Annotated in this window: 24 protein-coding genes and 1 riboswitch (1 of these 25 running past the window's edge); of the genes, 19 read left to right on the top strand and 5 right to left on the bottom strand. The window is 62.2% G+C overall.

Annotation, left to right across the window (positions count from 1 at the left end):
- The first annotated feature begins 11 nt into the window (after positions 1–11).
- The 14 genes from DARO_RS00495 (at position 12) to nikR (ending at position 11162) form a co-directional block, all read left to right on the top strand.
- Positions 12–641 (top strand): hypothetical protein, encoded by a 630-nt coding sequence (locus DARO_RS00495; protein ID WP_011285857.1) that lies wholly within the window; start codon positions 12–14, stop codon positions 639–641.
- Between the two features lie 196 nt (positions 642–837).
- On the top strand, positions 838–1521 hold the full coding sequence (locus tag DARO_RS00490; protein WP_011285856.1) for an SDR family oxidoreductase: 684 nt from the start codon (positions 838–840) through the stop codon (positions 1519–1521).
- Between the two features lie 85 nt (positions 1522–1606).
- Positions 1607–2512: a hydroxymethylglutaryl-CoA lyase gene (locus DARO_RS00485; protein WP_011285855.1), complete on the top strand. Its 906-nt coding sequence runs from the start codon at positions 1607–1609 to the stop codon at positions 2510–2512.
- A complete protein-coding gene (locus tag DARO_RS00480; RefSeq protein WP_011285854.1) occupies positions 2509–3498 on the top strand; it encodes a hypothetical protein in 990 nt (329 codons plus the stop codon). Before DARO_RS00485 ends, DARO_RS00480 begins: the two co-directional genes overlap by 4 nt.
- Entirely contained in the window at positions 3498–3707 is a 210-nt protein-coding gene (locus DARO_RS00475; RefSeq protein WP_011285853.1) for a DUF1289 domain-containing protein, read from the top strand. Before DARO_RS00480 ends, DARO_RS00475 begins: the two co-directional genes overlap by 1 nt.
- On the top strand, positions 3700–3879 hold the full coding sequence (locus DARO_RS00470; protein ID WP_041224142.1) for a DUF1289 domain-containing protein: 180 nt from the start codon (positions 3700–3702) through the stop codon (positions 3877–3879). Before DARO_RS00475 ends, DARO_RS00470 begins: the two co-directional genes overlap by 8 nt.
- Complete coding sequence (locus DARO_RS00465; RefSeq protein WP_011285852.1) at positions 3876–4790, top strand: MBL fold metallo-hydrolase; 915 nt, start codon at positions 3876–3878, stop codon at positions 4788–4790. Before DARO_RS00470 ends, DARO_RS00465 begins: the two co-directional genes overlap by 4 nt.
- 142 nt (positions 4791–4932) lie before the next feature.
- Positions 4933–5235 (top strand): hypothetical protein, encoded by a 303-nt coding sequence (locus tag DARO_RS00460; RefSeq protein WP_011285851.1) that lies wholly within the window; start codon positions 4933–4935, stop codon positions 5233–5235.
- Between the two features lie 360 nt (positions 5236–5595).
- Positions 5596–6594 carry an ABC transporter substrate-binding protein gene (locus DARO_RS00455; RefSeq protein WP_011285850.1) on the top strand — a complete coding sequence of 333 codons (999 nt, stop codon included), beginning with the start codon at positions 5596–5598 and terminating at the stop codon, positions 6592–6594.
- A 30-nt stretch (positions 6595–6624) separates the two neighbouring features.
- Complete coding sequence (locus DARO_RS00450; protein WP_011285849.1) at positions 6625–7581, top strand: ABC transporter permease; 957 nt, start codon at positions 6625–6627, stop codon at positions 7579–7581.
- 10 nt (positions 7582–7591) lie between these two features.
- Positions 7592–8515, top strand: coding sequence for an ABC transporter ATP-binding protein (locus DARO_RS00445; protein WP_011285848.1), 924 nt, complete (start codon positions 7592–7594; stop codon positions 8513–8515).
- A 4-nt stretch (positions 8516–8519) separates the two neighbouring features.
- On the top strand, positions 8520–9278 hold the full coding sequence (locus tag DARO_RS00440) for a creatininase family protein (protein WP_011285847.1): 759 nt from the start codon (positions 8520–8522) through the stop codon (positions 9276–9278).
- Positions 9279–9317: 39 nt separating this feature from the next.
- Positions 9318–10679, top strand: a complete 1362-nt coding sequence (glnT, locus tag DARO_RS00435) for a type III glutamate--ammonia ligase (protein WP_011285846.1) — start codon at positions 9318–9320, stop codon at positions 10677–10679.
- 27 nt (positions 10680–10706) lie between these two features.
- Positions 10707–11162, top strand: a complete 456-nt coding sequence (gene nikR / locus DARO_RS00430) for a nickel-responsive transcriptional regulator NikR (protein WP_011285845.1) — start codon at positions 10707–10709, stop codon at positions 11160–11162.
- A 68-nt stretch (positions 11163–11230) separates the two neighbouring features.
- On the opposite strand, the gene atzF is transcribed toward nikR, so the two are convergent.
- From atzF to DARO_RS00400, 5 genes are all read right to left on the bottom strand, one after another.
- Positions 11231–13033: an allophanate hydrolase gene (atzF, locus tag DARO_RS00425; RefSeq protein WP_011285844.1), complete on the bottom strand. Its 1803-nt coding sequence runs from the start codon at positions 13031–13033 to the stop codon at positions 11231–11233.
- A 9-nt stretch (positions 13034–13042) separates the two neighbouring features.
- Positions 13043–16648, bottom strand: coding sequence for an urea carboxylase (gene uca / locus DARO_RS00420; protein WP_011285843.1), 3606 nt, complete (start codon positions 16646–16648; stop codon positions 13043–13045).
- A 76-nt stretch (positions 16649–16724) separates the two neighbouring features.
- Positions 16725–17378 (bottom strand): urea amidolyase associated protein UAAP2, encoded by a 654-nt coding sequence (locus DARO_RS00415; protein WP_083761461.1) that lies wholly within the window; start codon positions 17376–17378, stop codon positions 16725–16727.
- Between the two features lie 10 nt (positions 17379–17388).
- A complete protein-coding gene (locus tag DARO_RS00410; protein WP_011285841.1) occupies positions 17389–18162 on the bottom strand; it encodes an urea amidolyase associated protein UAAP1 in 774 nt (257 codons plus the stop codon).
- Positions 18163–18260: 98 nt separating this feature from the next.
- A riboswitch (guanidine-I (ykkC/yxkD leader) is annotated at positions 18261–18384 on the bottom strand.
- A gap of 450 nt (positions 18385–18834) precedes the next feature.
- Complete coding sequence (locus DARO_RS00400) at positions 18835–20004, bottom strand: amidohydrolase (RefSeq protein WP_011285840.1); 1170 nt, start codon at positions 20002–20004, stop codon at positions 18835–18837.
- A 71-nt stretch (positions 20005–20075) separates the two neighbouring features.
- Between DARO_RS00400 and rapZ the strand changes: the two genes are divergently transcribed.
- The 5 genes in view from rapZ to DARO_RS00375 are tightly spaced (at most 1 nt apart) and all read left to right on the top strand, a layout consistent with a single transcriptional unit that may run on beyond the window.
- Positions 20076–20921, top strand: coding sequence for an RNase adapter RapZ (rapZ, locus tag DARO_RS00395; protein ID WP_041224597.1), 846 nt, complete (start codon positions 20076–20078; stop codon positions 20919–20921).
- On the top strand, positions 20921–21295 hold the full coding sequence (locus tag DARO_RS00390; RefSeq protein ID WP_011285838.1) for a NusG domain II-containing protein: 375 nt from the start codon (positions 20921–20923) through the stop codon (positions 21293–21295). Before rapZ ends, DARO_RS00390 begins: the two co-directional genes overlap by 1 nt.
- A complete protein-coding gene (locus tag DARO_RS00385; RefSeq protein ID WP_011285837.1) occupies positions 21276–21806 on the top strand; it encodes a Gx transporter family protein in 531 nt (176 codons plus the stop codon). The genes DARO_RS00390 and DARO_RS00385 overlap by 20 nt, the downstream gene beginning before the upstream one ends.
- Positions 21806–22417, top strand: coding sequence for a flavin prenyltransferase UbiX (locus tag DARO_RS00380; protein WP_011285836.1), 612 nt, complete (start codon positions 21806–21808; stop codon positions 22415–22417). The genes DARO_RS00385 and DARO_RS00380 overlap by 1 nt, the downstream gene beginning before the upstream one ends.
- A gap of 1 nt (position 22418) precedes the next feature.
- Positions 22419–22688 carry the start of an LON peptidase substrate-binding domain-containing protein gene (locus tag DARO_RS00375; RefSeq protein WP_011285835.1) on the top strand. The gene runs 363 nt beyond the window's last position, so only the first 270 of its 633 coding nucleotides appear in the window; the start codon lies at positions 22419–22421; its stop codon lies beyond the right edge, outside the window.

The following is a 22688-nucleotide window of genomic DNA, read 5'->3' as shown; positions in this document are numbered from 1 at the left end:
CCAGCCTGACCATGAACGATCTGCGCAGAAAACTGATTCTTGTCGGCGGCATGGCCGCGATCCCGATGGCGACCGGCTGCTTCACCAGCGCCCTCGTCCAGGATGCGACCACCCCAGACCGTACGGTCTATGCCGAAACCGTGTCATCGATTCTGGTTTCCGGTGACGGCAAGGCGCTGGTCGTCGTGGGCGAGAAGTACCATTACATCTTCGATGCTCCGGAAACGGTCAAAGCGACGCTGCAATCGGATTTCCGCAAGATCGTTGAAGTCGGCTTCGACCGGTTTGTCGTCGATACCTCGCAGCGCATCACCGGCACTTACCGGCTACGCATCGACAAGAATGCGCCGGCCGAACAAAAGGAAAAGGCTTTGGCAGCCGGCTTCAAGGCGCTACCCACGGGCGAACTGGTCGCCAGCGGCAGCGTTACCGGCAAGCGCTACGCGGCCAATGGCATCCAGCCCACGGACGCCAGCCAGAGGCTGCAAAAGGAATACCAGGTTTCCATCGCCGAAGAGAAAGCCCTCGGGGCGAAACCGGCCAAGCTGCTGCTGACGCCGATTACCATCGCCGTCGACGGCGTCCTGTTCCTCGCCGCAATACCGCTGCTGGCGCTGGTTGCCTTCGCATCCCAGCGCTGAGCCCCTCCATCCGGCGTCACGTCGCGACCAAACGAATCATGATGCAACGAGTCGAACAACAGGCAGAAACCGGATTGCATACCCTGGAAGCAAGCTCCATCACCTTCGGGACACAGCTGCCGCAGATGGGCAACCGAAACCATCGGGGGCAGCCAAGCATTTACCACTTGATCCACTTGTCGTTACAGGAGCCGCGATGTCCAACCAAAGCCTAGTCGGCAAGCGAGTGCTCATTACCCAGGCCGATATGTTCATGGGGCCAGTGCTCTGCGAGGTATTTGCCCGGCATGGCGCAACGGTCATTGCCAATACGGATGCTCTGCTTGCGCCTGATGCCCCGGCCACCGTGGTCGCACAAGCAGGTCAGATTGATGCGCTGGTCGCCAATCTGGCCATGCCGGCACCGACGACAGCAGCCACGGAAGTCTCGGATGAGGAATGGCGTGACACCTTCGCCATCCTCGTCGATCCGCTGGCCCGATTGCTCCGTGCGGCCCTGCCAGCCATGATAGAGCGGCGGTCTGGCAAGATTCTGGTGATGGGCAGCGCGTCGGCCCTGCGCGGGATGAAGCGTGCGTCCACCTACAGCGCTGCACGCGGCGCCCAGCTGGCCTACGTTCAGGCGGTCGGTGTGGAAGTCGCGCCGCACAACGTTCAGGTCAATGCCATTGCGCAGAATTTCGTCGATAACCCGACTTATTTCCCGCCCGAAGTTCAGGCCAACCCGCGCTTCCAGGAGCGCCTGAAGCGTGAGGTTCCGCTCGGGCGTCTGGTCGGCGCCGATGAAGATGCCGAGTTTGCGGCTTATCTGTGCAGCGATTCGGCGAATTGTTTTGTCGGGCAGGTCTTTCCGGTTTGCGGCGGCTGGGTGATGCGCTAGCGAAGCCTGATCCCGCTGCTTTAAAACGAATAGCGCCTGCTTTTGTTTAACCAAACCTCTCAAAATCCACTGCCGAGCATTCGCCATGTCCCTCCCCGCCAAAGTCAAAATCGTCGAAGTCGGCCCGCGTGACGGACTGCAGAACGAAAAGCTGGTCGTCCCGACCGACATCAAGATCGAACTGATCAACCGACTGGCCGATGTCGGCCTGAGCGTCATCGAGGCCACCTCCTTCGTATCGCCGAAGTGGGTGCCGCAGATGGGCGACAACGCTGCCGTGATGCAGGGCATCAAGCGGAACCCGTCGACCATTTACACAGCCTTGACGCCAAATCTGCAGGGATTTGATGGTGCCGTACAGGCCGGCGCCAACGAAGTCGCCATTTTTGGTGCGGCATCGGAGAGTTTTTCCCGAAAAAACATCAATTGCTCGATCGCCGAGAGCCTGAAACGCTTCGAACCCGTCGTTTCAGCCGCTTCGGCACTGGAAATCCCGGTCCGCGGCTATGTATCCTGCGTTGTCGGCTGCCCCTACGAGGGTGCGATCGATCCGCACAAAGCCGCCGATGTGGCGAAAATCCTGTTCGACATGGGCTGCTACGAAGTCTCGCTCGGCGACACCATCGGTGTTGGCAATCCGGCCACCATCCAGCGCATGATCGAGGCCTGTGCAAAACATATCCCGATCAGCAAGCTGGCCGGGCACTATCACGATACCTACGGCATGGCCATCGCCAACATCTACGCTTCGCTGGAGATGGGCATGGCAGTTTTCGACAGTTCCATCGCCGGCCTCGGCGGCTGCCCCTACGCTAAAGGGGCCTCCGGCAATGTGGCGACCGAAGACGTCGTTTATTTATTACACGGCCTGGGCATTGAAACCGGCATCGATCTGGCTAAACTGGCAGGTATCGGCGACTGGATTTCCAGCGCCATCAATCGCCCGAATGGAGCCAAGGCCGGCCGGGCCCTTTGTACCGGGAACGAGTGAGCCTTTTTTCTGCTGTAAGCGATTTTCTCAAGCCTGACCCGCCACTGGATTCATCCGTCCAGAAAGCACTGGACCGGGTCGCCGAACTCGTCGACCCGCTGCTCAAGCTGGCCCCGGGCTTTGAAAAACACTTGAAGGGACCACTTCAGCATGCGCTCGGCTATTGCGATGGCCTGGTCGCCTCTTTGCCCGGCCCCATCGACATCAACCGACAGGCTTTCGCCAACGACCCGCTGGTCCACGCGCTGTTTGCCACGGCCAATGACATTGACCAGATGCTTGGGCGCAGCCAGGCGGTGCGCGACTTTCTGGCCACCCCCTGCAGTTGGGAGAGCGATCATTTCTACGCCATGTTCGCTGCCCGCCGTCAGCAGAAAACGCAACTCGGCATGGAACAGCAGGGCGAGGTCATTCGCAACGACGTACCGCAGTTAGTCCTTTACTTCTCCGGGCAAACGCTGATCGAGCCGAGCTGCCAACTCGAAACCACGCTCCATGGCTTGCGCTGCAAGGCACTCGAAAGCCTGCTGCATACTTTTCATTCCCACCTCGATGTTCTCCGCCGCGAACGCGAAGGCTTGCGTACCGATGTTTCAATCGAACGGGCGCATCTGACCACCTTCCGCAGTGCGATGGGCGGCCACGAGATCGAGGTCGGCACCCGACATCTGGCCGAACTCGACGCCAAGCTGCGGCACAGTGCAGAAGCCATGATGCCAGAGCATCTGCTCGCAGCGCTGGCCGACTATCTGCAATCGCCGGAACCCGCCCTGCGCCTGACTCCGGTCAGCATTACCGTCGACCGGCTGGGCATCGTCAAGGATGCGCCGACCGGGGACATCAACACCCACACCATCAACTTCCCGGAACTTACTGCCCGCGACCGGCGTCTGCATCTGGCCATGCTCGCCAGAATCAGCCGCGACGAAGCCCTCGAAGCGGTTGAGATGGTGCGCGATCAACAACACCGTTTCATGCTCATCTGATGGTTCCCTCGCCCTGCATCAACGTCTGCCAAATGGAGGCGAACAACGGCCTGTGTCGCGGCTGCTTGCGCACCATTGAAGAAATTACCGTCTGGTCGCGCCTCGACGACACGGCAAAAATAAACATCCTTGCCGCTGTCGCCAGGCGCCGGCAGGAGTACGATCCCTGTGAAAGCGAATTGCGCTGCGACTGCAATCGAAATGACTAGCGAACAAGAAGACCTCTATCAATGCGTCGGCGTCTGCATGTCGGATCCCGACTCCGGCTACTGCCTCGGCTGCGGCCGCCCGCCGCTCGGCGAACCCGGCATCGTGGCCGAATTGACCCAAGCCACAACGGCAGTGCCCAGCACGCATGGTGACCCGGACACACCTGAATGACCGTCAAGCTCCCTGGCAGCATGCAGGTTCTCGAACGTGGCTGGCTGTCGGCCAACAACATCCTGTTTTTCGATGGCGAGAAGGCGACGCTGGTCGACAGCGGCTATGTCACCCATGCCGGGCAAACCGTCGAGCTGGTCCGCCACTCGCTGGCCGGCCGGCAACTCAGCCGGTTGATCAACACCCATTCCCATTCCGACCACATTGGCGGCAATGCGGCCCTGAAGGCCGCCTTCGACTGCGAGATCATCGTTCCAGCCGGGCTGCACGCGGCGATTGCCGACTGGGATGAAGATGCCCTGCTTCTCTCACCGCTCGGCCAGCAGAATGCGCGCTTCCAGCACGACAGCCTGATCGGCCCCGACAACGAGATCGAGATGGGCGGCCTCAACTGGCAGGCCCTGGCTGTTCCCGGCCACGACATGGAAGCGTTGGCCTACTACAACCCGGAGCAGCGCATCCTGATCTCCGGCGACGCGCTGTGGGAAAACGGCTTCGGCGTCATTTTCCCGGAACTGCTCGGTGAAGCAGATGGCCTGGCTAGCACCCAGGCGACCCTGGAAATGCTTTCCCATCTGGCCATCGACACAGTCATCCCCGGTCACGGCCGACCGTTCTCCACCGTTGATGCTGCATTCGAGCGCGCTTTCCGGCGCCTCAACCAGTTCCAGAACAATATCGAACAGCTGGCCTGGCACGCCATCAAGGTCATCGTCGCCTTTGCCATGATGGAAAAACGGCGGATCGTGAAAAACGACTTTCCGGCCTTTGTCCTCGCCCTGCCCTTCGCCGTTGACGTCAATACCCGTTTTCTCAGCATGGCAGATGACGCCCTGGTCGCCAAGATCGAACGCGAATTGCTACTGGTTAACGCCCTTAGGCTTGAAGACGGCATGATCCTCGCCGGTTAAATCGGCTGGCTTGCCAAGAACCGACCAGCACAATCAAGCCCTTAATTAAACCAGGGGTTTTCCATCAGTTTCCGTCACCGCTTGTTGCTGGGGACCGCCCTGATCATGGCGGCCTTCATCTCGGCTGTTGTCGCGGCCAATAGTGGCCTGCGCAGCACGTGATGCGGCTGCCCGTTCCGCCACCACCCTCAACGAGTTTGGCGACGCGCTCTCCCGCCTTGGCCCGCTGGCCAAAACCCTGACCACAGCTCAGGCCGAGGTCATGATCGCCGTCAACGCCGGGAATGTCGATGAAGCCAAAGCACTGATCAACAGCAAGGAAACATCGGCCTGGCGAGGCATGAGAAAGGCGCGGTTCGACGATATCGATGGCGCCAGCAAGGCCGGACGCCTGGAGAACATGTCGGGAGCGCTGCCCCAGCATGTTTCCCGCTTCACGCTCTAAGCGATCCTTTAATTTCCCGCACAAGGGCTTGCGACGTTCACCTTCGCCAGCCTTTTTTGCGTGCAGTCCAGTCCGAGGGATAGGGGGCGTAAAAACTGCGCTTCCTTCCCGCTGAACCGGTGCCTCTCTGTTTGGTGCAGAAACAGATTCTGGCGGGAACAGTCCGTTGCACCCCAAAAGTGCAGCTGCACTAAATCAATGCAAGGCCCAAGGTGCCACCAACGAAAGCAGCAACAGATAATCCTCAGAAAATCAATGAACTAGACAGAACCTAACCACTGGCACCAATCATGCTCAGTAAAAAGCGGCAGTATTACTCAATGGAAATTTCGTAATACCAAACTTTGACAGGAGCTCATGATGAACACCCTCAAGTCCGCAAGTCGTACCCGGCGCTGGCTAACCCGACTGGTCCTACCCGTCGCTGCTGCCTTCAGCCTCACCGCCCAGGCGGCCCAACCCCTGAAAATTGGCTATAGCGACTGGCCGGGCTGGGTGGCCTGGCAGGTTGCCATCGACAAAGGCTGGTTCAAGGAAGCGGGCGTCGATGTCAAATTTGAGTGGTTCGACTATTCGGCCTCGATGGATGCCTTCGCCGCCGGGAAGATCGACGCCGTGACGATGACCAATGGCGACGCACTGGTGACTGGCGCTGGTGGTGCCAAGAGCGTGATGCTGATGCTGACCGACTACTCCAACGGCAACGACATGATCGTCGCCAAACCGGGCATCAAGTCGATCAAGGATCTCAAGGGCAAGAAGGTCGCCGTCGAGCAAGGTCTGGTCGAACACCTGCTGCTGCTCAATGGTCTGAAGAAGGCCGGCATGAAGGAATCGGACGTCACGCTGGTCAACGCCAAGACCAACGAAATGCCCCAGATGCTGACCGCCAAGGACATCGCCGCCATCGGCGCCTGGCAACCGGTATCCGGTGAGGCCATGAAGGCTGTACCGGGTTCGAAGCCGATCTATACCTCGGCCGACGAAGCCGGCCTGATTTACGACGTGCTCGCCGCCAACCCGGCCAGCGTCAAGGCCCGCCGCGCCGACTGGCAGAAGGTGGTCAAGGTTTGGGACAAGGTTGTCGCCTATATCGAGGACCCGAAAACCCAGCCCGACGCCGTGAAGATCATGGCCGCCCGCTCCGGCATCAGCCCGGTCGAGTACCTGCCGCTGCTCAAGGGCACCAAGCTGCTCTCCCTGGAAGAAGGCAAGAAGATCTACGTCAAGGGCGATGGCTTCAAGACGCTCTACGGCTCGACCAAGATCGTCGACTCGTTCAACGTGGCCAACCAGGTTTACAAGGCCCCGGAGAAGATCGACGGCTATCTGGATTCCTCCTTCACCAACGGCAAATAAGCCGGCATCCATCACCAGGACGGCACAGCAATGAGCGCTCCCACCCTCTGGCTTAATGCTCCACAACGACGACGGGCGTTGCTGACAGTGGGTTCATTCCTGCTGCCGATCCTGGTCTGGTGCCTGGTCAGCTACCTGCCGTTCGTCTGGCACCCGCAAGTCCTGATCGATGAACCCGGCGGCGTCGATTACTTTCAAACTGGCATGCGCGTCGACCGCAGCGACTTTGCCGACCAGCTGGCCGACATGGCACAACAGGGCCTCCCCCTGCCCAGCGGCTCGCCAGCCAACCCGATCTATCTGCCGGCGCCGCATGAAGTGGCCAAGGCCTTCTACAGCGGCTTCACCTCGCCGCCCGAACAAAAGAATGCACCCTGGCTGCATGAAAGCCTGTGGCACAGCATCCAGATCATTTTCTGGGGCTTCGTCATCTCGTCGATCGTCGGCGTACCGCTCGGCATCCTGGCTGGCACCTACGCCAGCCTCGGCCGCCTGAGCGAACCCTTCATCGAATTCTTCCGCTATCTGCCCGCCCCGGCCTTCGGCGCGCTGGCTGTCGCCGTACTCGGCATCTATGACGGCCCGAAAATCGCAATCATCGTCATCGGCACCTTCTTCCAGCAGGTGCTGATCATCGCCAACACCACCCGCAAACTCGAAGCGACGCTGATCGAAGCTGCCCGCACCCTCGGGTCGCGTGGCTGGCGCCTGATCGCCCGGGTGGTCGTTCCCGGCATCCTGCCCAACCTCTACCAGGACCAGCGCATCCTGCTCGGCTGGGCATGGACCTACCTGATCGTCGCCGAACTGATCGGCACCAGCAGCGGCATCACCTGGTACATCACTCAACAGGCGCGCTACCAGCATTTCGACAACGTTTACGCCGCCATCATCATCATCGGCATCATCGGCTTCGGCAGCGACCTGCTGCTCGCTCGCCTGGGCCGCAAGCTTTTCCCCTGGGATAGCGGCCGGGAAAAAGGCTGAGGACACGACCATGAACGCCCCCCAGAACAGCAGCCTGCCCAGCTATCTCGACCAGACCGCCGAGGTCCGCGAACGCTTCCAGCGCATTTACGAACGCGAAACGATTCTCGAGGTGCGCCAGCTGAGCAAACGCTACCAAACGCCCCAGGGCGAGACGGAAGCCCTGCGCGGCATCGACTTCAAGGTCCACCGCCGTGAGTTCGTCTGTGTCATCGGACCATCGGGCTGCGGCAAATCGACGCTGATCCGCATTCTGGCCGGTCTCGACAAGCACAGCGATGGCGATGTCCTGCTCGATGGCAAGCCGGTCAACGGCCCCGGACGCGACCGCGGCATGGTCTTCCAAGGCTATTCGCTGTTTCCCTGGCTGACCGTCAAGGAAAACGTCATGTTCGGCCCCGAAATGAGCGGTCACACCCGCAACACCGCGGATAACCAGGCGCGCCAGTGGCTCGACCTGGTCGGCCTGAGCAAGTTTGCCGATTCATACCCGCACCAGCTTTCGGGCGGCATGCGCCAACGCGTGGCAATTGCCCGGGCGCTGGTCAATGAGCCGCGCATCCTGCTCATGGACGAACCATTCGGCGCCCTCGACGCCCAGACGCGGGCCAAGATGCAGCATCACCTGCTCGACATCTGGAAGAACCTCGACATCACCATTCTCTTCATCACCCACGATCTCGACGAAGCAGTCTATCTCGCCGACCGCATCCTCGTTCTCAAGCCGCACCCTGGCGAAGTCCAGGAGATCATCGAGGTGCCGGTGCCCCGCCCGCGCACTCCCGGGCAGTTCGACAGCCCGGTGTTCCGGGCGACCAAGGCACGCATCGAAGCCCTGATCCACCCACCGGTCGAGTCCGGCGAAGACGAGGAAAACAACCCCGAGGCCGGCCCGATGATCCGCTTCACCAACGTCACTGACAACGTCGAGTAAACCCATGCTCTGGAACGACCTGACCTGGCAGGAACTGCCTGATGTCCTCGCCGCCTGTGGTCACGCCGCCATCCTGCCGGTCGGCGCCACCGAGCAGCACGGCCCCCACCTCGGCTGCGGCGTCGACACCGTGATCGCCGACCAACTGTGCCGCGCGGTGGCCAAACGGACCGGCGTGCCGATGCTGCCGCCCTTGCCCTACGGCTGCTCGCTCGGCCACAGCCGGCGCTGGCCGGGCACCATCGCCGTGACACCGGTGGTCCTGATTGAATTCGTCAAACAGATCGGCGATTGGGCCTACCACAGCGGCGTTCGCCGGCTGTTCATCGTCAATGCCCATGTGACCAACGCAGCACCACTGCGCTGCGCGCTCGAAATGCTGCGGGCCGAGCACGACGACCTGATGGTGGCGGTCATCAACACCGCCAGCCTCAGCCAGCGCGTCCGCGAATTCCACGCCGCCGACGGCGACGACTGGCACGCCAACGATGCAGAAACCTCGTTGATGCTGGCCATTGCCCCCGAGGGAGTTCGCCCGGAAAAACTGCCCGAAGCCGACGATCCGGACCGCACCGGCTGCTGCGTCTTCGCCCATCCGGTCAACCGGACCAGCCGCAACGGCGTCACCGGTCAGCCAAGCGCCGCCACGGCCGCCAAGGGCGAACAATGGTTCGCCTGGCTGAGCGACGATCTGGCCGAACTGATCGCGCGCGGTTGCCAGGAAACACCTCCCCTCGATTTTTCCTATTTCAGTCAGGCCTGACGAAATACCTCTGCCCCCCATCGCTCTCAAGGATCGAACATGAACAGCAAAGAAGATCTCGCCCGCCTGCAGCAGGAACTGGAGGCCAAAGGCGTCAAATACTGCATCGGCGCCTACGTCGACATCCACGGCGTGCCCAAGGCCAAGGTGGTGCCCATCCACCATCTCCTGCACATGGCCAAAGGCTCCGAACGCTATACCGGTTATGCCCTCGACGGCCTCGGCCAGGCGCCGAACGACGATGAACTGACCTCCATCCCGGACTTTTCCCGGCTCATCCAGCTGCCCTGGGAACCGAAAATCGCCTGGATTCCGTCCGACAATCATTTTCAGGGCAAGCCCTACCCCCTGAACACGCGTGTTGCCCTGCAAAACCAGCTGGCCGAAGCCGCCAAACTGGGCTTCGGCATGAATCTCGGCATCGAATGCGAGATTTTCCTGCTCCGCCAGAACGCCGATGGCAGCCTGAGCGTACCCGACCCCGAAGACAAGCTGGCCAAGGCCTGCTATGACGTGCGCGGTTTCACCAACAATTTCAGCTGGCTCGACAAGGTGGCGACGGCGATCAACGATCTCGGCTGGGATCTCTATTCCTTCGACCACGAGGACGCCAACGGCCAGTTCGAGTTCGACTTCCAGTACGCCGACGCGCTGACCACCTGCGACCGCCTGACCTTCTTCCGCTACATGGCCAAGCACTATGCCCGCGAGGAAGGTCTGCTGGCGACGATGATGCCCAAGCCCTTCGCCGACAAGACCGGCAACGGCGCGCATTTCAACATGTCGCTCTATGATCTGCAGGATGGTCGCAACCTGTTTGCCTGCGATCCCAAGGACGACCCGAACGGCATCGGCCTGACCAAACTCGGCTACCACTTCGTCGCTGGCATCCTGAAGCATGGTCGGGCACTGTGCGCGGTCTTCGCGCCGACGGTCAACAGCTACAAGCGCCTGGTCCGCCGTGGCGCGATGAACTATTTCTCGTGGGCGCCGGTATTCAACTCCTACGGCTCGAACAACCGCACCAATTCGGTCCGCATTCCGTCCGGTGGCGGTCGTTGCGAGTCACGCAACGCCGACGGCGCGGTCAATCCCTACCTGGTGGCGACGCTGGTGCTGGCGGCCGGCCTCGAAGGCATCCGCGAAGGCCTCGATCCGGGCAAGCCGAACGAGGACAACCTGTATGCGATCAGCGAAGCCGAACGCCACGCCCGCGGCATCGAATTCCTGCCGCAGACACTGCAGGAGGCCGTCGCCGCCTTCGCCGCCGACCCGCTGGTCGAGCAGACCCTCGGCAAGGAGTTGCGTGACGAGTTCATCCGCTACAAGAGCGAAGAATGGGAGGCGTATCATCTGACCGTCAGCCAGTGGGAAATCGACCGCTACAGCTACATGTTCTGAGCCGCCACACCCACACAGGAGCCTGCCATGGCCGATGAGGATAAGAATACATCCGTCAGTCGCATCAGCATCTCGCTGCCCCCCGCCCTGCTCGACGAGCTGGACACGATGGTGGCGAGCCGCGGCTATGGCAGCCGCTCCCAGGCCATCGCTGACATGGTTCATTACCAGTTGGCCGAGCACAAGCGCAAGCTGGGCAACGACGTCATGGTCGGCACCATCACCCTGCTCTACGACCGCTCGACACGCGGTCTGCAAAAGGGCCTGTCCGACATCCAGTTCAAGTACATCGACGAAGTGATCAGTTCGCTGCACGTGCACCTCAGCCACGACCAGGTGATGGAAGTGATCCTCGTCCAGGGCCATGCCCACGATATCCAGGAAATCGCCAACGAACTGATCACCCAGCGCGGCGTGATCACCGGCCAGCTGCAGTTGATGGCGGCCGTCATTCCGCCGCTGCAGGCCCCGGGCGATTTATAGAAGCAGGCCAACTAGCCGGGCTAGACACACCGCCGGCACCATCCGGCAGCCGGCGGCATCGCGCCCTCTCAGGAATTCCGGCTGGCCAGCCAGGCCCGCCAGCCACCGAAGGCCGTAATATCCTCGGCGCTGGCCACGGCAGCCCCCTCGCAGATGAAGCCGCAGACCTCACTGCCGTCTTCGAGGCGTACTTTGCCGATGCCCAGCGGTGCCGGGATACCGGCGACGAAATCGCCGAAGCGCTCGCTCGGCAATTCCCAGACCTCCATGTCGATGGCGCTGCCGCCTTCATTGACCCGGACCATGCCCGGACGCAACGGCGGCCCGCCGGCCAGTGCGTAGAAACAGTAGTCCGGTGCCGAGCGGCAGACCGAGATCAGGCGCCCCCCGCGCTGCGTCAGCTGCCAGTTGAGCGGTAGCCCCGACAGGTGTGCCCCGCACACAGCGACACGAACGCGGCCACCGGCCGTCGGATCGACATCCAGCCCGGCCGCCACCTTTGCCGTTCCCTCCGAGGTGCCCAGTGGCAGGGCGCTGTCCGCCTGCCAGCGCGCCGCCAGTTCGAGCAACGGGATATCCTGATGCGCCGGGGCGAACAGGGTCACGCCAAAGGGTAGCCCGTCCGGCCGGAAGGCAGCCGGCACGGCCACCGCCGAGTAGTCGAGCAGGTTCATGAAATTGGTGTAGTAGCCGAGATCACTGTTCAGGCGGATCGGGTCGGCCTCGACCGCAGCAATGGTCGGGTGGAAGCCGGCGGTCGGCGTGATGATCAGATCCAGATCGGACCACACGGCATCGCAGCTTCGCTTCAGTTCGCGCAGTCGATAGGCGGCAGCGAAAGCCTCGACCGCCGTTGCCCGCCCGCCGGCCAGCGTGATCTCGCGGGTCACCGGGAAGAGTGATTCAGGCTGGCGCTCGATGAAATCCTTGATCGCGTGATAGCGCTCGGCCACCCAGGGGCCGCCGTAGAGCAGACGAGCCGTTTCGAGGAAGGGCGCGAAATCGATCTCGCAGCGCTGCCCGCCAAGTCGCTCCAGACGGGCAACGGCGGCCGCGAACAGGGCGGGATTGATGGTATCGCCGAAGAAGGCCAGTTGATCGTCCCGCGGCACGCCAAAACGGAAGGCATCGCCGGCCGGAAAGCCACGGCCATGCGGCTGCAGCGGCCGGCTGAAGGGATCGGCGGCATCGTAGCCGGCGGCGGCAGCAAAGACCTTGGCCGCATCCCCGGCACTCAGGGTGAAGATCGACACCGTATCGAGCGAACGGCAGGCCGGCACGACTCCGCGCGACGATAGCAGGCCGCAACTCGGTTTCAGGCCAACCAGATTATTGAAAGCCGCCGGCACCCGCCCAGAACCGGCCGTGTCGGTACCCAGCGCGAAGCTGACCTGGCCGAGCGCCACCGCGACCGCCGAACCGGAACTGGAACCACCAGAGATATAGGCCGGGTCGAAGGCATTGCGGCAAGCGCCAAAAGGCGATCGCGTGCCGTTCAAGCCAGTGGCGAACTGGTCGAGGTTGGTCTTGCCAAGGGGGATCGCCCCGGCCGCCATCAATTTGGCAACGACCACGGCGCTTTCGCCTGGCAAGTAGGCATAGTCAGGACAGCCGGCCGTCGTCGGCATTGCATCGAGATCAATGTTGTCCTTGACGGCAAAGGGAATGCCATAAAGCGGCAAAGTCGCCGGATCGCGGCCTTCCAGCGCATCGGCCAGGGCGAGCAGGCGCTCCTCAGGCAACAGGCTGATCCAGGCTTGGTGGGTGTCGTCCTGTGCAAGGCGCAACAGGTGGCGGAACAGGTCACGCGGTTTCAGGCCGGCCCGGTAGGCGGCGGCCAGGCTGGCGAAATCGAGTTGGGCGGGAATCATGATCTCTCCTCAGGTGGTCTTGAGAACCAGCAGATCCTGACCGGCGGCAACCGGGCTGGCCTCCTGGCAAAGCAGTTGCAGGACTTCACCGTCCTCCGGGGCGGGGACAGTGAATTCCATCTTCATCGACTCGACAATGACCAGCGGTTCGCCCGCCTTGACCCTCTGGCCGGGCGTCACCAGGATCTTCCAGACATTGCCGGGAACATGGTTCACCACCAGGCTGGCGCCCTCAGGCAGGTCGAGCTCGCTGTCGGTGCCGGCGGCAGCAATGTCGCTCTCGCTGATGTATTCCGCTTGCCCTGCCTCTTTCCAGCGCTCACGCTCGGCCTCGAAAGCCGCCTGCTGCCGGGCTTTGAAATCGCCGATGGAAGCTGCGTTATCGGTCAGGAATTGACGGTAGTCGGACAACCGGAAGCTGCCTTCCTCGATGCGAACACTGGCCCGGCCGGCCAGAAAGTCCTGGCGCCAGCGCACCAGTTCCTGTTCGCTGACCGGCGTGAAGCGTACCTGGTCGAAGAAGCGCAGCAGCCAGGGCTGGGCGAACTGCGCCGTACCCCGCGCCCCATGGTTCCAGCGATTCCACATCTGTACCGTACGGCCGACGAACTGGTAGCCGCCGGGCCCTTCCATGCCATAGACGCACATGTAGGCGCCACCGATGCCGACGGCGTTTTCCGGCGTCCACGTCCGGGCCGGGTTGTACTTGGTCGTCACCAGGCGATGCCGGGGATCGACCGGCGTCGCCACCGGCGCACCAAGGTAAACGTCACCAAGGCCGAGCACCAGATAGCTGGCCTCGAAGACCGTAGCATAGACCTGCTCGATCGACTCGAGACCATTGATACGGCGGATAAATTCGATGTTCGAGGGACACCACGGCGCATCCTTGCGCACCGACTGCATGTATTTTTCGATCGCCAGCTTGGTCGCCGGGTCGTCCCAGGACAGGGGCAGCCACACCGTCCGGCTCGGTACGACCATGTCGTCCACCGCCGGCAGCGCCTGTTCTGCCGCCAGCAGCATGGCAAGCAGCACAGCCCGATCACAACGACGGGCATCGAAATGCACCTGCAGCGAGCGGATACCAGGTGTCAGGTCGAGGATGCCCGGCTGCGGATTGGCCTTCAGCCAGTCCATCAGGGCCTGAACCCGGAAGCGCAACTCGATGTCGAGCACCAGCGGACCGTACTCAACCAGCAGATAGGCATCGCCGGCCTGACGGTAAACCACGCGCGGCCGGTCGCCAAGCGCCGGCAACTCGGCCAGGACAGGCGTGCCGAGCTCCGCCACGGCGCTTGGCAAGCGCGTCGTCAAAGGCGCAGCCAGGCTGGCCACGGCCTGATCGACTTCGCTCAGACGACATGCAGCACTGGCCGCACTGATCGGCAGGAAACGCACCGTATCGCCCGGCCGCAGCTGGCCGAGCTTCCACAATTCCGCCTGAACCACCACGGCCGGGCAGACAAAGCCGCCGAGGCTGGGGCCATCCGGCCCGAGAATGACCGGCATGTCGCCGGTGAAATCGATGGCACCAATGGCGTAGGCGTTGTCGTGAATGTTCGATGGATGCAGCCCGGCCTCGCCGCCGTCAGTCCTTGCCCACGCCGGTTTCGGACCGATCAGCCGGACGCCGGTGCGGCTGGAGTTGTAATGCACCTCCCAGTCAGTCGCGAAGAAGGTTCCGATATCGCCATCGGTGAAGAAATCCGGTGCCCCGTGCGGGCCGTAGAGCACCCCGATTTCCCAATGATGCTCATAGACCGGCGCCATTTCGGCCGGCAGCTCGACCATCGGCAAGGTTTCTGTCGCCTCGATGTGCAGCACATCGCCCAGCCGCAGCGTGCGTCCGCCGTGGCCGCCAAACTGGCCTAGCGTAAAGGTGGATTTGCTGCCCAGATAGTCGGGAACGTCGATACCGCCCGCCACCGCCAGATAACTGCGGCAACCGGCATCGCGGATGGCGCCGACCTTGAGGATACTGCCGGCCTTGACGGCATGCGCCTGCCAGAAGGCCAGCGGCTCGCCATCGAGGGTCGCGGCAGTTTCGGCCCCGCTCAGGGCAATCACCACCGGGCAATTGAACTTGAGCGTCGGGCCGGTCATAGTGCATTCCAGACCGGCCATGCCCTCCGGATTCCCAACCAGCCGGTTGGCCGCCCGCAAGGCCAGGTCATCCATCGGCCCTGAGGGCGGCACGCCGACATCCCAGTAGCCGACTCGACCCGGCCAGTCCTGTACCGAGGTCTGGACGCCGGGCTCCAGAACATCGATGCTCGCCGGCTGGTAATGGAAGGCATTGAGGTAGCGCGTCGTCTGTTCTCCGGCACGGAAAACACTGCCGGCCAGAATCTGGCGCAGGTACTCGCGATTGGTCTCGATGCCGGCGACTCGCGTCGCGGCCAGCGCTGCCGCCAGCTTGTCGACAGCAGCCTCGCGGCTTTCGGCATGAACAATCAGCTTGGCGACCATCGGGTCGTAATACGGCGGCACCTCGGAGCCGGTCTTGACCGCCGTCTCGACCCGCACGCCCTCGGGAAAAGTGACCTCGGTCAGCAGGCCGGAGGAAGGCTGGAAATTCTTGTTCGGATCTTCGGCATAGAGGCGCACCTGGATCGACGCACCCCGCGGCCTCGGTGCCGTGGCCGGCAATCGCAGGTCACCGGACGCGAGCAGCACCATCCAGGCAACGAGATCGACGCCGGTCACCTCTTCGGTCACGCCGTGTTCGACCTGCAGGCGGGTATTGACCTCGAGGAAGTAGAAGGCGCCGGTCGCCGCATCCATCACGAACTCGACCGTCCCGGCCGAGCGGTAGGACACCGAAGCCATCAGGCGTACCGCCGTTTCGGCCAGACCCTGGCGCTGGGCATCGTTCAGGCCGGGAGCCGGCGTTTCCTCGATCACCTTCTGGTTACGGCGCTGCACCGAACAATCCCGCTCGCCGAGGGCGAGCACCTTGCCCACCCCGTCGCCGAACACTTGCACTTCGATGTGCCGCGCCGATTCGACATATTTTTCGAGATAGATGCCGGCTTCCTTGAAATTTGCCCGGGCCAGCCGGTCAACCGAGGCGAAGGCTTCGGCCAGTTCATCCTCGGCCCAGATCAGGCGCATGCCGATCCCGCCGCCGCCCGCCGTACTCTTCAGCATCACCGGATAGCCAATGCGCGCCGCCTCGCCGCGGGCGTGGCCGACATCGCTCAGCAGGCCGCTGCCCGGCAGCAGCGGAACGCCAGCCGCCTCGGCCAGTTCGCGTGCCGTGTGCTTGAGGCCGAAAGCCAGCATCTGCGCCTTGGTCGGGCCAATGAAAGCGATGCCGGCAGCCTCGCAGGCATCCGAAAAATCGGGGTTCTCCGACAGGAAGCCGTAGCCAGGGTGGATCGCCTGAGCCCCGGTCTGCTGCGCTGCCTCAAGAATCCGCTCAGCCTTCAGGTAGCTCTCCGCGGCCGGAGCCGGGCCGATACATACGGACTCGTCGGCCAGCGTGACATGCAAGGAATTGGCATCAGCCTCGGAATAGACCGCGACCGAGGCAATCCCCAGCTTTTTCAGGGTACGGATGATCCGGCAGGCGATGGCGCCACGATTGGCGATAAGGACTTTGCTGAACATGTTGTCGTCTCTCGTTTGACGGGTCGTCCCGCCGGATTCTTTTGCCTCCGGGTCGTCCCGGAAGCTGTTGCCGGCTTCAGTCCCAGATCAGGAACTGCACGGGCGTCGGGTTGTAGGCGTTACAGGGGTTGTTCAGTTGCGGGCAGTTCGAAACCAGTACCAAGAGGTCCATTTCGGCGCGCAATTCGACGTACTTGCCAGGGCCGGACACGCCATCGTCGAACTTCAGATCGCCTTCGCCGGTCACCGGCACGTTCATGAAGAAATTGACGTTGGGCACCAGATCGGCCTTGCCGAGACCGCTGTCCGACTCCTGGATGCACAGCATGTAGTTGTCGCGACAGCTGTGCATGAATTTCTTCGCCAGCGCGTAGCGGACGGTATTGCTTTCGGCGGCGCAGGCTCCGCCAAGGGTGTCGTGACGGCCGCAGGTATCGGCCACGATGCTAAGCATCGGATTGCCATCGCTCGAATAGAGCACCGAATCGGTCGTCAGGTAGATGCCTCCCTGGCGCAGCATGGTTTCGGTCGCGCTGTAGTGCTCGTCGGTATCGTGGCGGTTGAAGAAAATCACGTCGGCGGCCTGATTGCCGTCAAGATCGACGATGCGCAGCGTCTGACCCCGCTTCAGTTCGTGCAGCCAGGGCTCGCCGGAAGGGAGGGTGACGTCGTGGATGGCATTGGCCGCTTGCAGCTCACTTTCCCGGACGCGGATGGCGGTAGTCGTCATGGTCATCTCCTCAAGCCAGGTATTGCAGGTCGCTGTTGTACAGGGCACGCGCATTCTCGGGACGAAAGGCGCGGCAATAGTCGTCGGCCGGCGCCACACCGCTGCGCCAGACAGCCACCCCGACGGGTGACGGGGCATACTCGGAACGCGGGTCGAGCGGGTGCGGTGCAGCCGAGACGGCAACGATGACGTCCATGTCCAGGCGCAGATCGACCGATGCCCCGGCTGGCGCATGTTGCGGCACGAAATGGAAGCAGCCGTCGTCATCGACCGTCACCTTGGAGAAGAAATTGACCGGAGCGATCAGGTCGCGGCGGCTCAGGCCATATTTGCCGATTTCGATCAGCAGGCCATCTCGACCCGAGCGGTACATGCCATTACGGAAGCTCTGGTAATCATGAGTGCCGTATTTTTCGTGCAGGCGTCGGGCATCGAGCAGCAGGCCGAGCGGGTCGTGCCAACCCAGACTGTCGCCGATGATTGAGGCCATTGAGCGCCCCATGTCGCTCATCAGCACATGGCCGCGGGTGTAGTGGGCAGTATGCTGGGCCTTCAGCGAATCGGGCATGTTGTAGCGCTCAAGCTTTTCGCGAGCGGCGTAGAGCACCAGCGACAGGTTGGCCCCGGGCTGCAGTGCCGTCAGGCGCAGTGCCGTGCCACGCGGCAAGGTCCACGACCAGTGGCAGCCGCCGGGAATCACCTCGGAAAACAGCAGCTTCGCCGGATCAAGATCGGGCGCGAACTGCTGCCAGCGGGTATCGACATCAACGGGCGAGTCAAGCATGGCCACACCCGGCGAAAGACGGAACGGTGTTGCTTGGAACGAGGATCATGACAGTCTCCATGTTGGGTTGCGACGCGAGAGGGCGCTTCGATAAGCGATCCTCCCGGGCTTTTATCCCTCCGTGGAGCTCTGACACACCGCGGCAATCACCCACGGCAGACAGAACCGGCAGCTCTTGGACCAGACATTTCCGACGAAACCGGAACCCTAGCCGCCCATTAAAGAAGCGAATGCCTTACTCATCCGCACCTCTCTAATGAGAATTAGCAAGGAGCGTTCCAGATGCTCAGCATCCGCCTTGAGACGCTTGGGAGCGGCTAACTTGCCAGCCTCTGATGACCAGGCCCCGTCGCCATGGCATGCCTGATGCCGCCTCAAGGTGCGGACAAGCTCAGAATGCACCAAAATCGTGCCCAAAACGACCGGTTGAAACATCCGGGCACCAAGGTGCGTCCCGAAGTGGCCTCGCTACGGCACATCACGCTTGAGTGCTGTACTACGTCACACGGTACGAAACTTGCTCAATTTCATTGTCACCAGCCACAGGAGGCAGAGATGAAATTTTGTCTAAGCGTGCTTCAGTATTTTCTTCGCGCCATGAGCCTCAGGCATCATGACACCATGTCGGGACGACTATCGACCATGCCCAGCGGCAATCACACGAATCGAAAATCAGCGTAGCCAGCGCCGAACCAGATTTACCCAGTAGCTCGTACCGAGCGTCAGCAGTTCGTCGTTGAAATCGTAGTGCGGGTTGTGCAGCGTGCAGCCGCCGGTACCCGGCCCATTGCCGAGCCAGACGTAGCAGCCGGGCTTTTCGTTCAGCATGTAGGCAAAATCCTCGGCGCCCATCGACGGCAGGATGTCGGTCAGCACCTTGTCCGACCCAAAAACCTCGGCGGCCACCTGCTGACAGAACTTCGCCTCGGCGAGGCTATTGACCGTCGGCGGGTAGCGATGATCAAAGCGGACACTGATCTGCGCCCCGTTGGCCGCTGCGATGCCGCTGCACAGACGCTCAATGGCCCGCTCGACGGCTTCCTGAACCTCCGGCTTGAAGGTGCGAATCGTACCGCGCAGCACCACTTCCTCGGGAATGATATTCCACGCCTCACCGGCATGGAACTGCGTTACGCTGACCACGGCAGACTCGCACGGATGCAGGGTACGCGCTACCACCGTCTGAAGCGCCTGGACCAATTGGGCTCCGGCGACGATGGAATCGACCCCCTGATGCGGCATGGCCGCATGGCAGCCATGGCCACGCACAAAAATCTCGAAAGCGCAGGTTCCCGCCATCACTGGCCCCGGCATAACCATCATTTCACCGACCGGGATGCCTGGCCAGTTGTGTAGACCGAACACTGCCTCAACCGGGAAGCGCTCAAACAGGCCATCCTCGATCATGACCGCCGCCCCGCCTTCCGACTCCTCGGCCGGCTGGAAAATGAACACGGCGATGCCGTCGAAATCGGGCTTTTCCGCCAGATAGCGCGCCGCGCCGAGCAGCGTCGCCGTATGGCCATCATGGCCACAGGCGTGCATCTTGCCGGCATGCTTCGAGTGGTGAGGGAACTCGTTCAACTCGGCGAGTGGTAGCGCGTCCATATCGGCGCGCAGGCCAATCATGCGCTGCGCAGTACCGGCTCGCAACACCCCGACGACGCCAGTTTTGGCGATACCGCGATGCACTTCCAGGCCGTAACGCTGAAGTTCGCGCGCCACGATATCGGCCGTCCGGTTCTCGTCAAAAGCCAGTTCCGGATGGGCATGAATATCGCGCCGCAGGGCAGTCAGTTCGGCCAGAAAAGGCAGATCGAGCAAAGGTGGGGTCGGGGGCATGATCGTCTCCTGTTTTCTTTATATTATGCCGTGGGTTGATACGATGCGCTGCGTTGATTATGCTCCGCTTCATGGAACTTATTCTGATTAGTGGCCTGTCCGGATCCGGCAAATCCGTCGCCCTGAATCTTCTGGAAGATTCAGGCTATTACTGTGTAGACAACCTGCCGGTCGTCATGCTGACCGTACTCATCGGCATGCTGAAGGAAGAACATGTCCATAAAGTAGCCGTTGCCATCGATGCCCGATCCGGCCACGGTATCGATCTGCTCCCCGGCAAGCTCGACAAGTTAAAAAGGTCGGGCATCAACCTGACCTTCCTGTTCCTTTTCTCCCACGAAGAAACCCTGCTCAAGCGTTATTCGGAATCCCGTCGACGGCACCCGCTGGCTACTAAAGGCCAGACGCTGGAAGAAGCCATCCGGGCCGAACGCGCGCTACTCGATCCGATTTCGGACCTCGGTCACCGGATCGATACCAGCGGCATGAAGGCTAATGCGCTACGTGAATGGGTCCGCCAATTCATCGAGGCCGAACCCGGGCAGGGCCTGACCCTGATGTTCGAATCCTTCGGCTTCAAATACGGCATTCCGCTCGATGCGGACCTGGTCTTCGATGTCCGCTGCCTGCCCAATCCGCACTATGATCCGGAGCTCCGTCCATTCAACGGCAAGGACAAACCAATCATCGATTTTCTCGAAGGCGAGGACGAGGTCTGCCGCATGCGTGACGACATCGCCCGCTTTGTCGACACCTGGCTGCCTTGCTACATCCGCGATAACCGCAACTACCTGACCGTCGCCATCGGCTGCACCGGCGGCCAGCACCGCTCGGTGTACATCGCTGAATGGCTGGCCGGAGAATTTGCCAACCGCGCCCGCGTTCTGGTTCGCCACCGCACCCTGGCCGGCACCTGATGTCTTGGCTGGCGCTGCTCCGGCCCGGTGACTGGCTGGTCATCCTCGGCAGCGCCGCGCTGGTCGGCAGCAGCATCCCCGTCTTCTGGCAAGGCGGCCTGGCCGACCGTGCCATCATCCGCCAGGAAGGCCGGGTTTTCGCCGAGATCGATCTCAAGGCCCGCAAGCAGTTCGAGGTGGGCGGACCACTGGGCACCACACTGGTTGCGGTCGAGCCGGGGCGGGCCCGCATCGTTTCCGACCCCAGCCCACGCCAGTATTGCGTCAAACAGGGCTGGCTGATGCGTCCCGGCGAAATCGCCATCTGCGCGCCCAACCGGGTTAGTGTCCAGATCATGGGCCGGACCAAGGTATATGACTCGATCAGTTATTGAGCTCAAGGTGAGCGACGAAGACCGCCGTGTCGCCTGGCTGGCAACAGCCGCCGTCGGTCTGTCGCTGGTCGACGCCGCGATCCCCTCGCCGCTGCCCGGCGTCAAGCCTGGGTTGGCCAATATTGTGACGCTGGTCGTCCTCGCCCGCTATGGCTGGGCCAGCGCCGTCTGGGTCAGCGGCCTGCGCGTACTGGCCGGCAGCCTGCTACTCGGCTACTTCCTTGCGCCCGGCTTCTTCCTGTCGCTAACCGGCACGATCCTCAGCCTGCTCGCCCTTGGGCTAGCCCGCCATTTGCCCCAACGCTGGTTTGGCCCGGTCAGCCTCTCCATACTCGCAGCCTTCGCGCACATCGGTGGCCAGTTGCTGCTTGCCCGCCTGTGGCTGATTCCACACGACGGTGTCTTTCTGCTCACGCCAGTTTTTGCCGGTGCCGCGCTGGTGTTCGGTACCATCAACGGCCTGATCGCGGCTAAACTGCTGGCTGAACCCGCGCCTTCGGAAATGCCCTGATGTCCAAGACTATCTGCCTCGCCCTGACCGGTGCCTCCGGGATGCCCTACGGCCTGCGCCTGCTCGAATGCCTGCTCAACGCCGGCTGCAAGGTACAGCTGCTCTATTCGCAGGCGTCACAGATCGTTGCCCGCCAGGAACTGGATTTCGAACTCCCCTCCCGCCCGGCCGATGCCAAAAGTGCGCTGCTCGCCCGCTTTCCGTCGATCTCCCCGGAAAACCTGACCGTCTTTGGCCGCGAGGAGTGGTTCGCCCCGGTTGCCTCGGGCTCCAACCCCCCCGATGCCATGATCATTTGCCCCTGTTCGATGGGAACGCTGGCCGCGATCGCCCAGGGCTTGGCCGACAACCTGATCGAACGTGCTGCCGATGTGGTCATGAAAGAAGGCCGAAAACTGGTGCTCGTGCCACGGGAAACGCCTTTCTCGGCCATCCACCTCGAAAACATGCTGCGCCTGTCGCGAGCAGGGGCTGTCATTCTGCCGCCCAGCCCCGGCTTCTATCACCACCCACAGAGCGTGCAGGACATTGTCGATTTCGTTGTCGCCCGCGCGCTCGACCAGATCGGCGTGGCGCACAAGTTGATGCAGCGCTGGGGCGAGGAGCGCTGACATGGGCTGGTTTGACTTTATCCGTTCCCCATCCGGCAATGCGGTCGAAACGCTGCGCATCCCCCTCTTCCCGCTCAGCACGGTACTCTTCCCTGGCAGCATGCTGCCGCTGAAAATCTTCGAGCAACGCTACCTCGACATGGCTGCCGCCTGCATGAAGATCAACAGCCCCTTCGGCATCTGTCTGATCGAAAAAGGTAGCGAAGTCGGTGAGACGGCCGTTCCCCACCCTATCGGCACGCTCGCAACAATCAGCAACTGGGAGATGGAG

This window comes from Dechloromonas aromatica RCB, from assembly GCF_000012425.1.
This window is presented reverse-complemented; position numbering and strand designations above follow the sequence as displayed.

Bases quoted from the DNA above. Each gene is read 5' to 3' on its own strand.
- DARO_RS00495 (WP_011285857.1), top strand. From the start codon at position 12: ATGAACGATCTGCGCAGAAAACTGATTCTTGTCGGCGGCATGGCCGCG.
- DARO_RS00490 (WP_011285856.1), top strand. From the start codon at position 838: ATGTCCAACCAAAGCCTAGTCGGCAAGCGAGTGCTCATTACCCAGGCC.
- DARO_RS00485 (WP_011285855.1), top strand. From the start codon at position 1,607: ATGTCCCTCCCCGCCAAAGTCAAAATCGTCGAAGTCGGCCCGCGTGAC.
- DARO_RS00475 (WP_011285853.1), top strand. From the start codon at position 3,498: ATGGTTCCCTCGCCCTGCATCAACGTCTGCCAAATGGAGGCGAACAAC.
- DARO_RS00470 (WP_041224142.1), top strand. From the start codon at position 3,700: ATGACTAGCGAACAAGAAGACCTCTATCAATGCGTCGGCGTCTGCATG.
- DARO_RS00465 (WP_011285852.1), top strand. From the start codon at position 3,876: ATGACCGTCAAGCTCCCTGGCAGCATGCAGGTTCTCGAACGTGGCTGG.
- DARO_RS00455 (WP_011285850.1), top strand. From the start codon at position 5,596: ATGAACACCCTCAAGTCCGCAAGTCGTACCCGGCGCTGGCTAACCCGA.
- DARO_RS00450 (WP_011285849.1), top strand. From the start codon at position 6,625: ATGAGCGCTCCCACCCTCTGGCTTAATGCTCCACAACGACGACGGGCG.
- DARO_RS00445 (WP_011285848.1), top strand. From the start codon at position 7,592: ATGAACGCCCCCCAGAACAGCAGCCTGCCCAGCTATCTCGACCAGACC.
- DARO_RS00440 (WP_011285847.1), top strand. From the start codon at position 8,520: ATGCTCTGGAACGACCTGACCTGGCAGGAACTGCCTGATGTCCTCGCC.
- glnT (WP_011285846.1), top strand. From the start codon at position 9,318: ATGAACAGCAAAGAAGATCTCGCCCGCCTGCAGCAGGAACTGGAGGCC.
- nikR (WP_011285845.1), top strand. From the start codon at position 10,707: ATGGCCGATGAGGATAAGAATACATCCGTCAGTCGCATCAGCATCTCG.
- atzF (WP_011285844.1), bottom strand. From the start codon at position 13,033: ATGATTCCCGCCCAACTCGATTTCGCCAGCCTGGCCGCCGCCTACCGG.
- uca (WP_011285843.1), bottom strand. From the start codon at position 16,648: ATGTTCAGCAAAGTCCTTATCGCCAATCGTGGCGCCATCGCCTGCCGG.
- DARO_RS00415 (WP_083761461.1), bottom strand. From the start codon at position 17,378: ATGACGACTACCGCCATCCGCGTCCGGGAAAGTGAGCTGCAAGCGGCC.
- DARO_RS00410 (WP_011285841.1), bottom strand. From the start codon at position 18,162: ATGCTTGACTCGCCCGTTGATGTCGATACCCGCTGGCAGCAGTTCGCG.
- DARO_RS00400 (WP_011285840.1), bottom strand. From the start codon at position 20,004: ATGCCCCCGACCCCACCTTTGCTCGATCTGCCTTTTCTGGCCGAACTG.
- rapZ (WP_041224597.1), top strand. From the start codon at position 20,076: ATGGAACTTATTCTGATTAGTGGCCTGTCCGGATCCGGCAAATCCGTC.
- DARO_RS00390 (WP_011285838.1), top strand. From the start codon at position 20,921: ATGTCTTGGCTGGCGCTGCTCCGGCCCGGTGACTGGCTGGTCATCCTC.
- DARO_RS00385 (WP_011285837.1), top strand. From the start codon at position 21,276: ATGACTCGATCAGTTATTGAGCTCAAGGTGAGCGACGAAGACCGCCGT.
- DARO_RS00380 (WP_011285836.1), top strand. From the start codon at position 21,806: ATGTCCAAGACTATCTGCCTCGCCCTGACCGGTGCCTCCGGGATGCCC.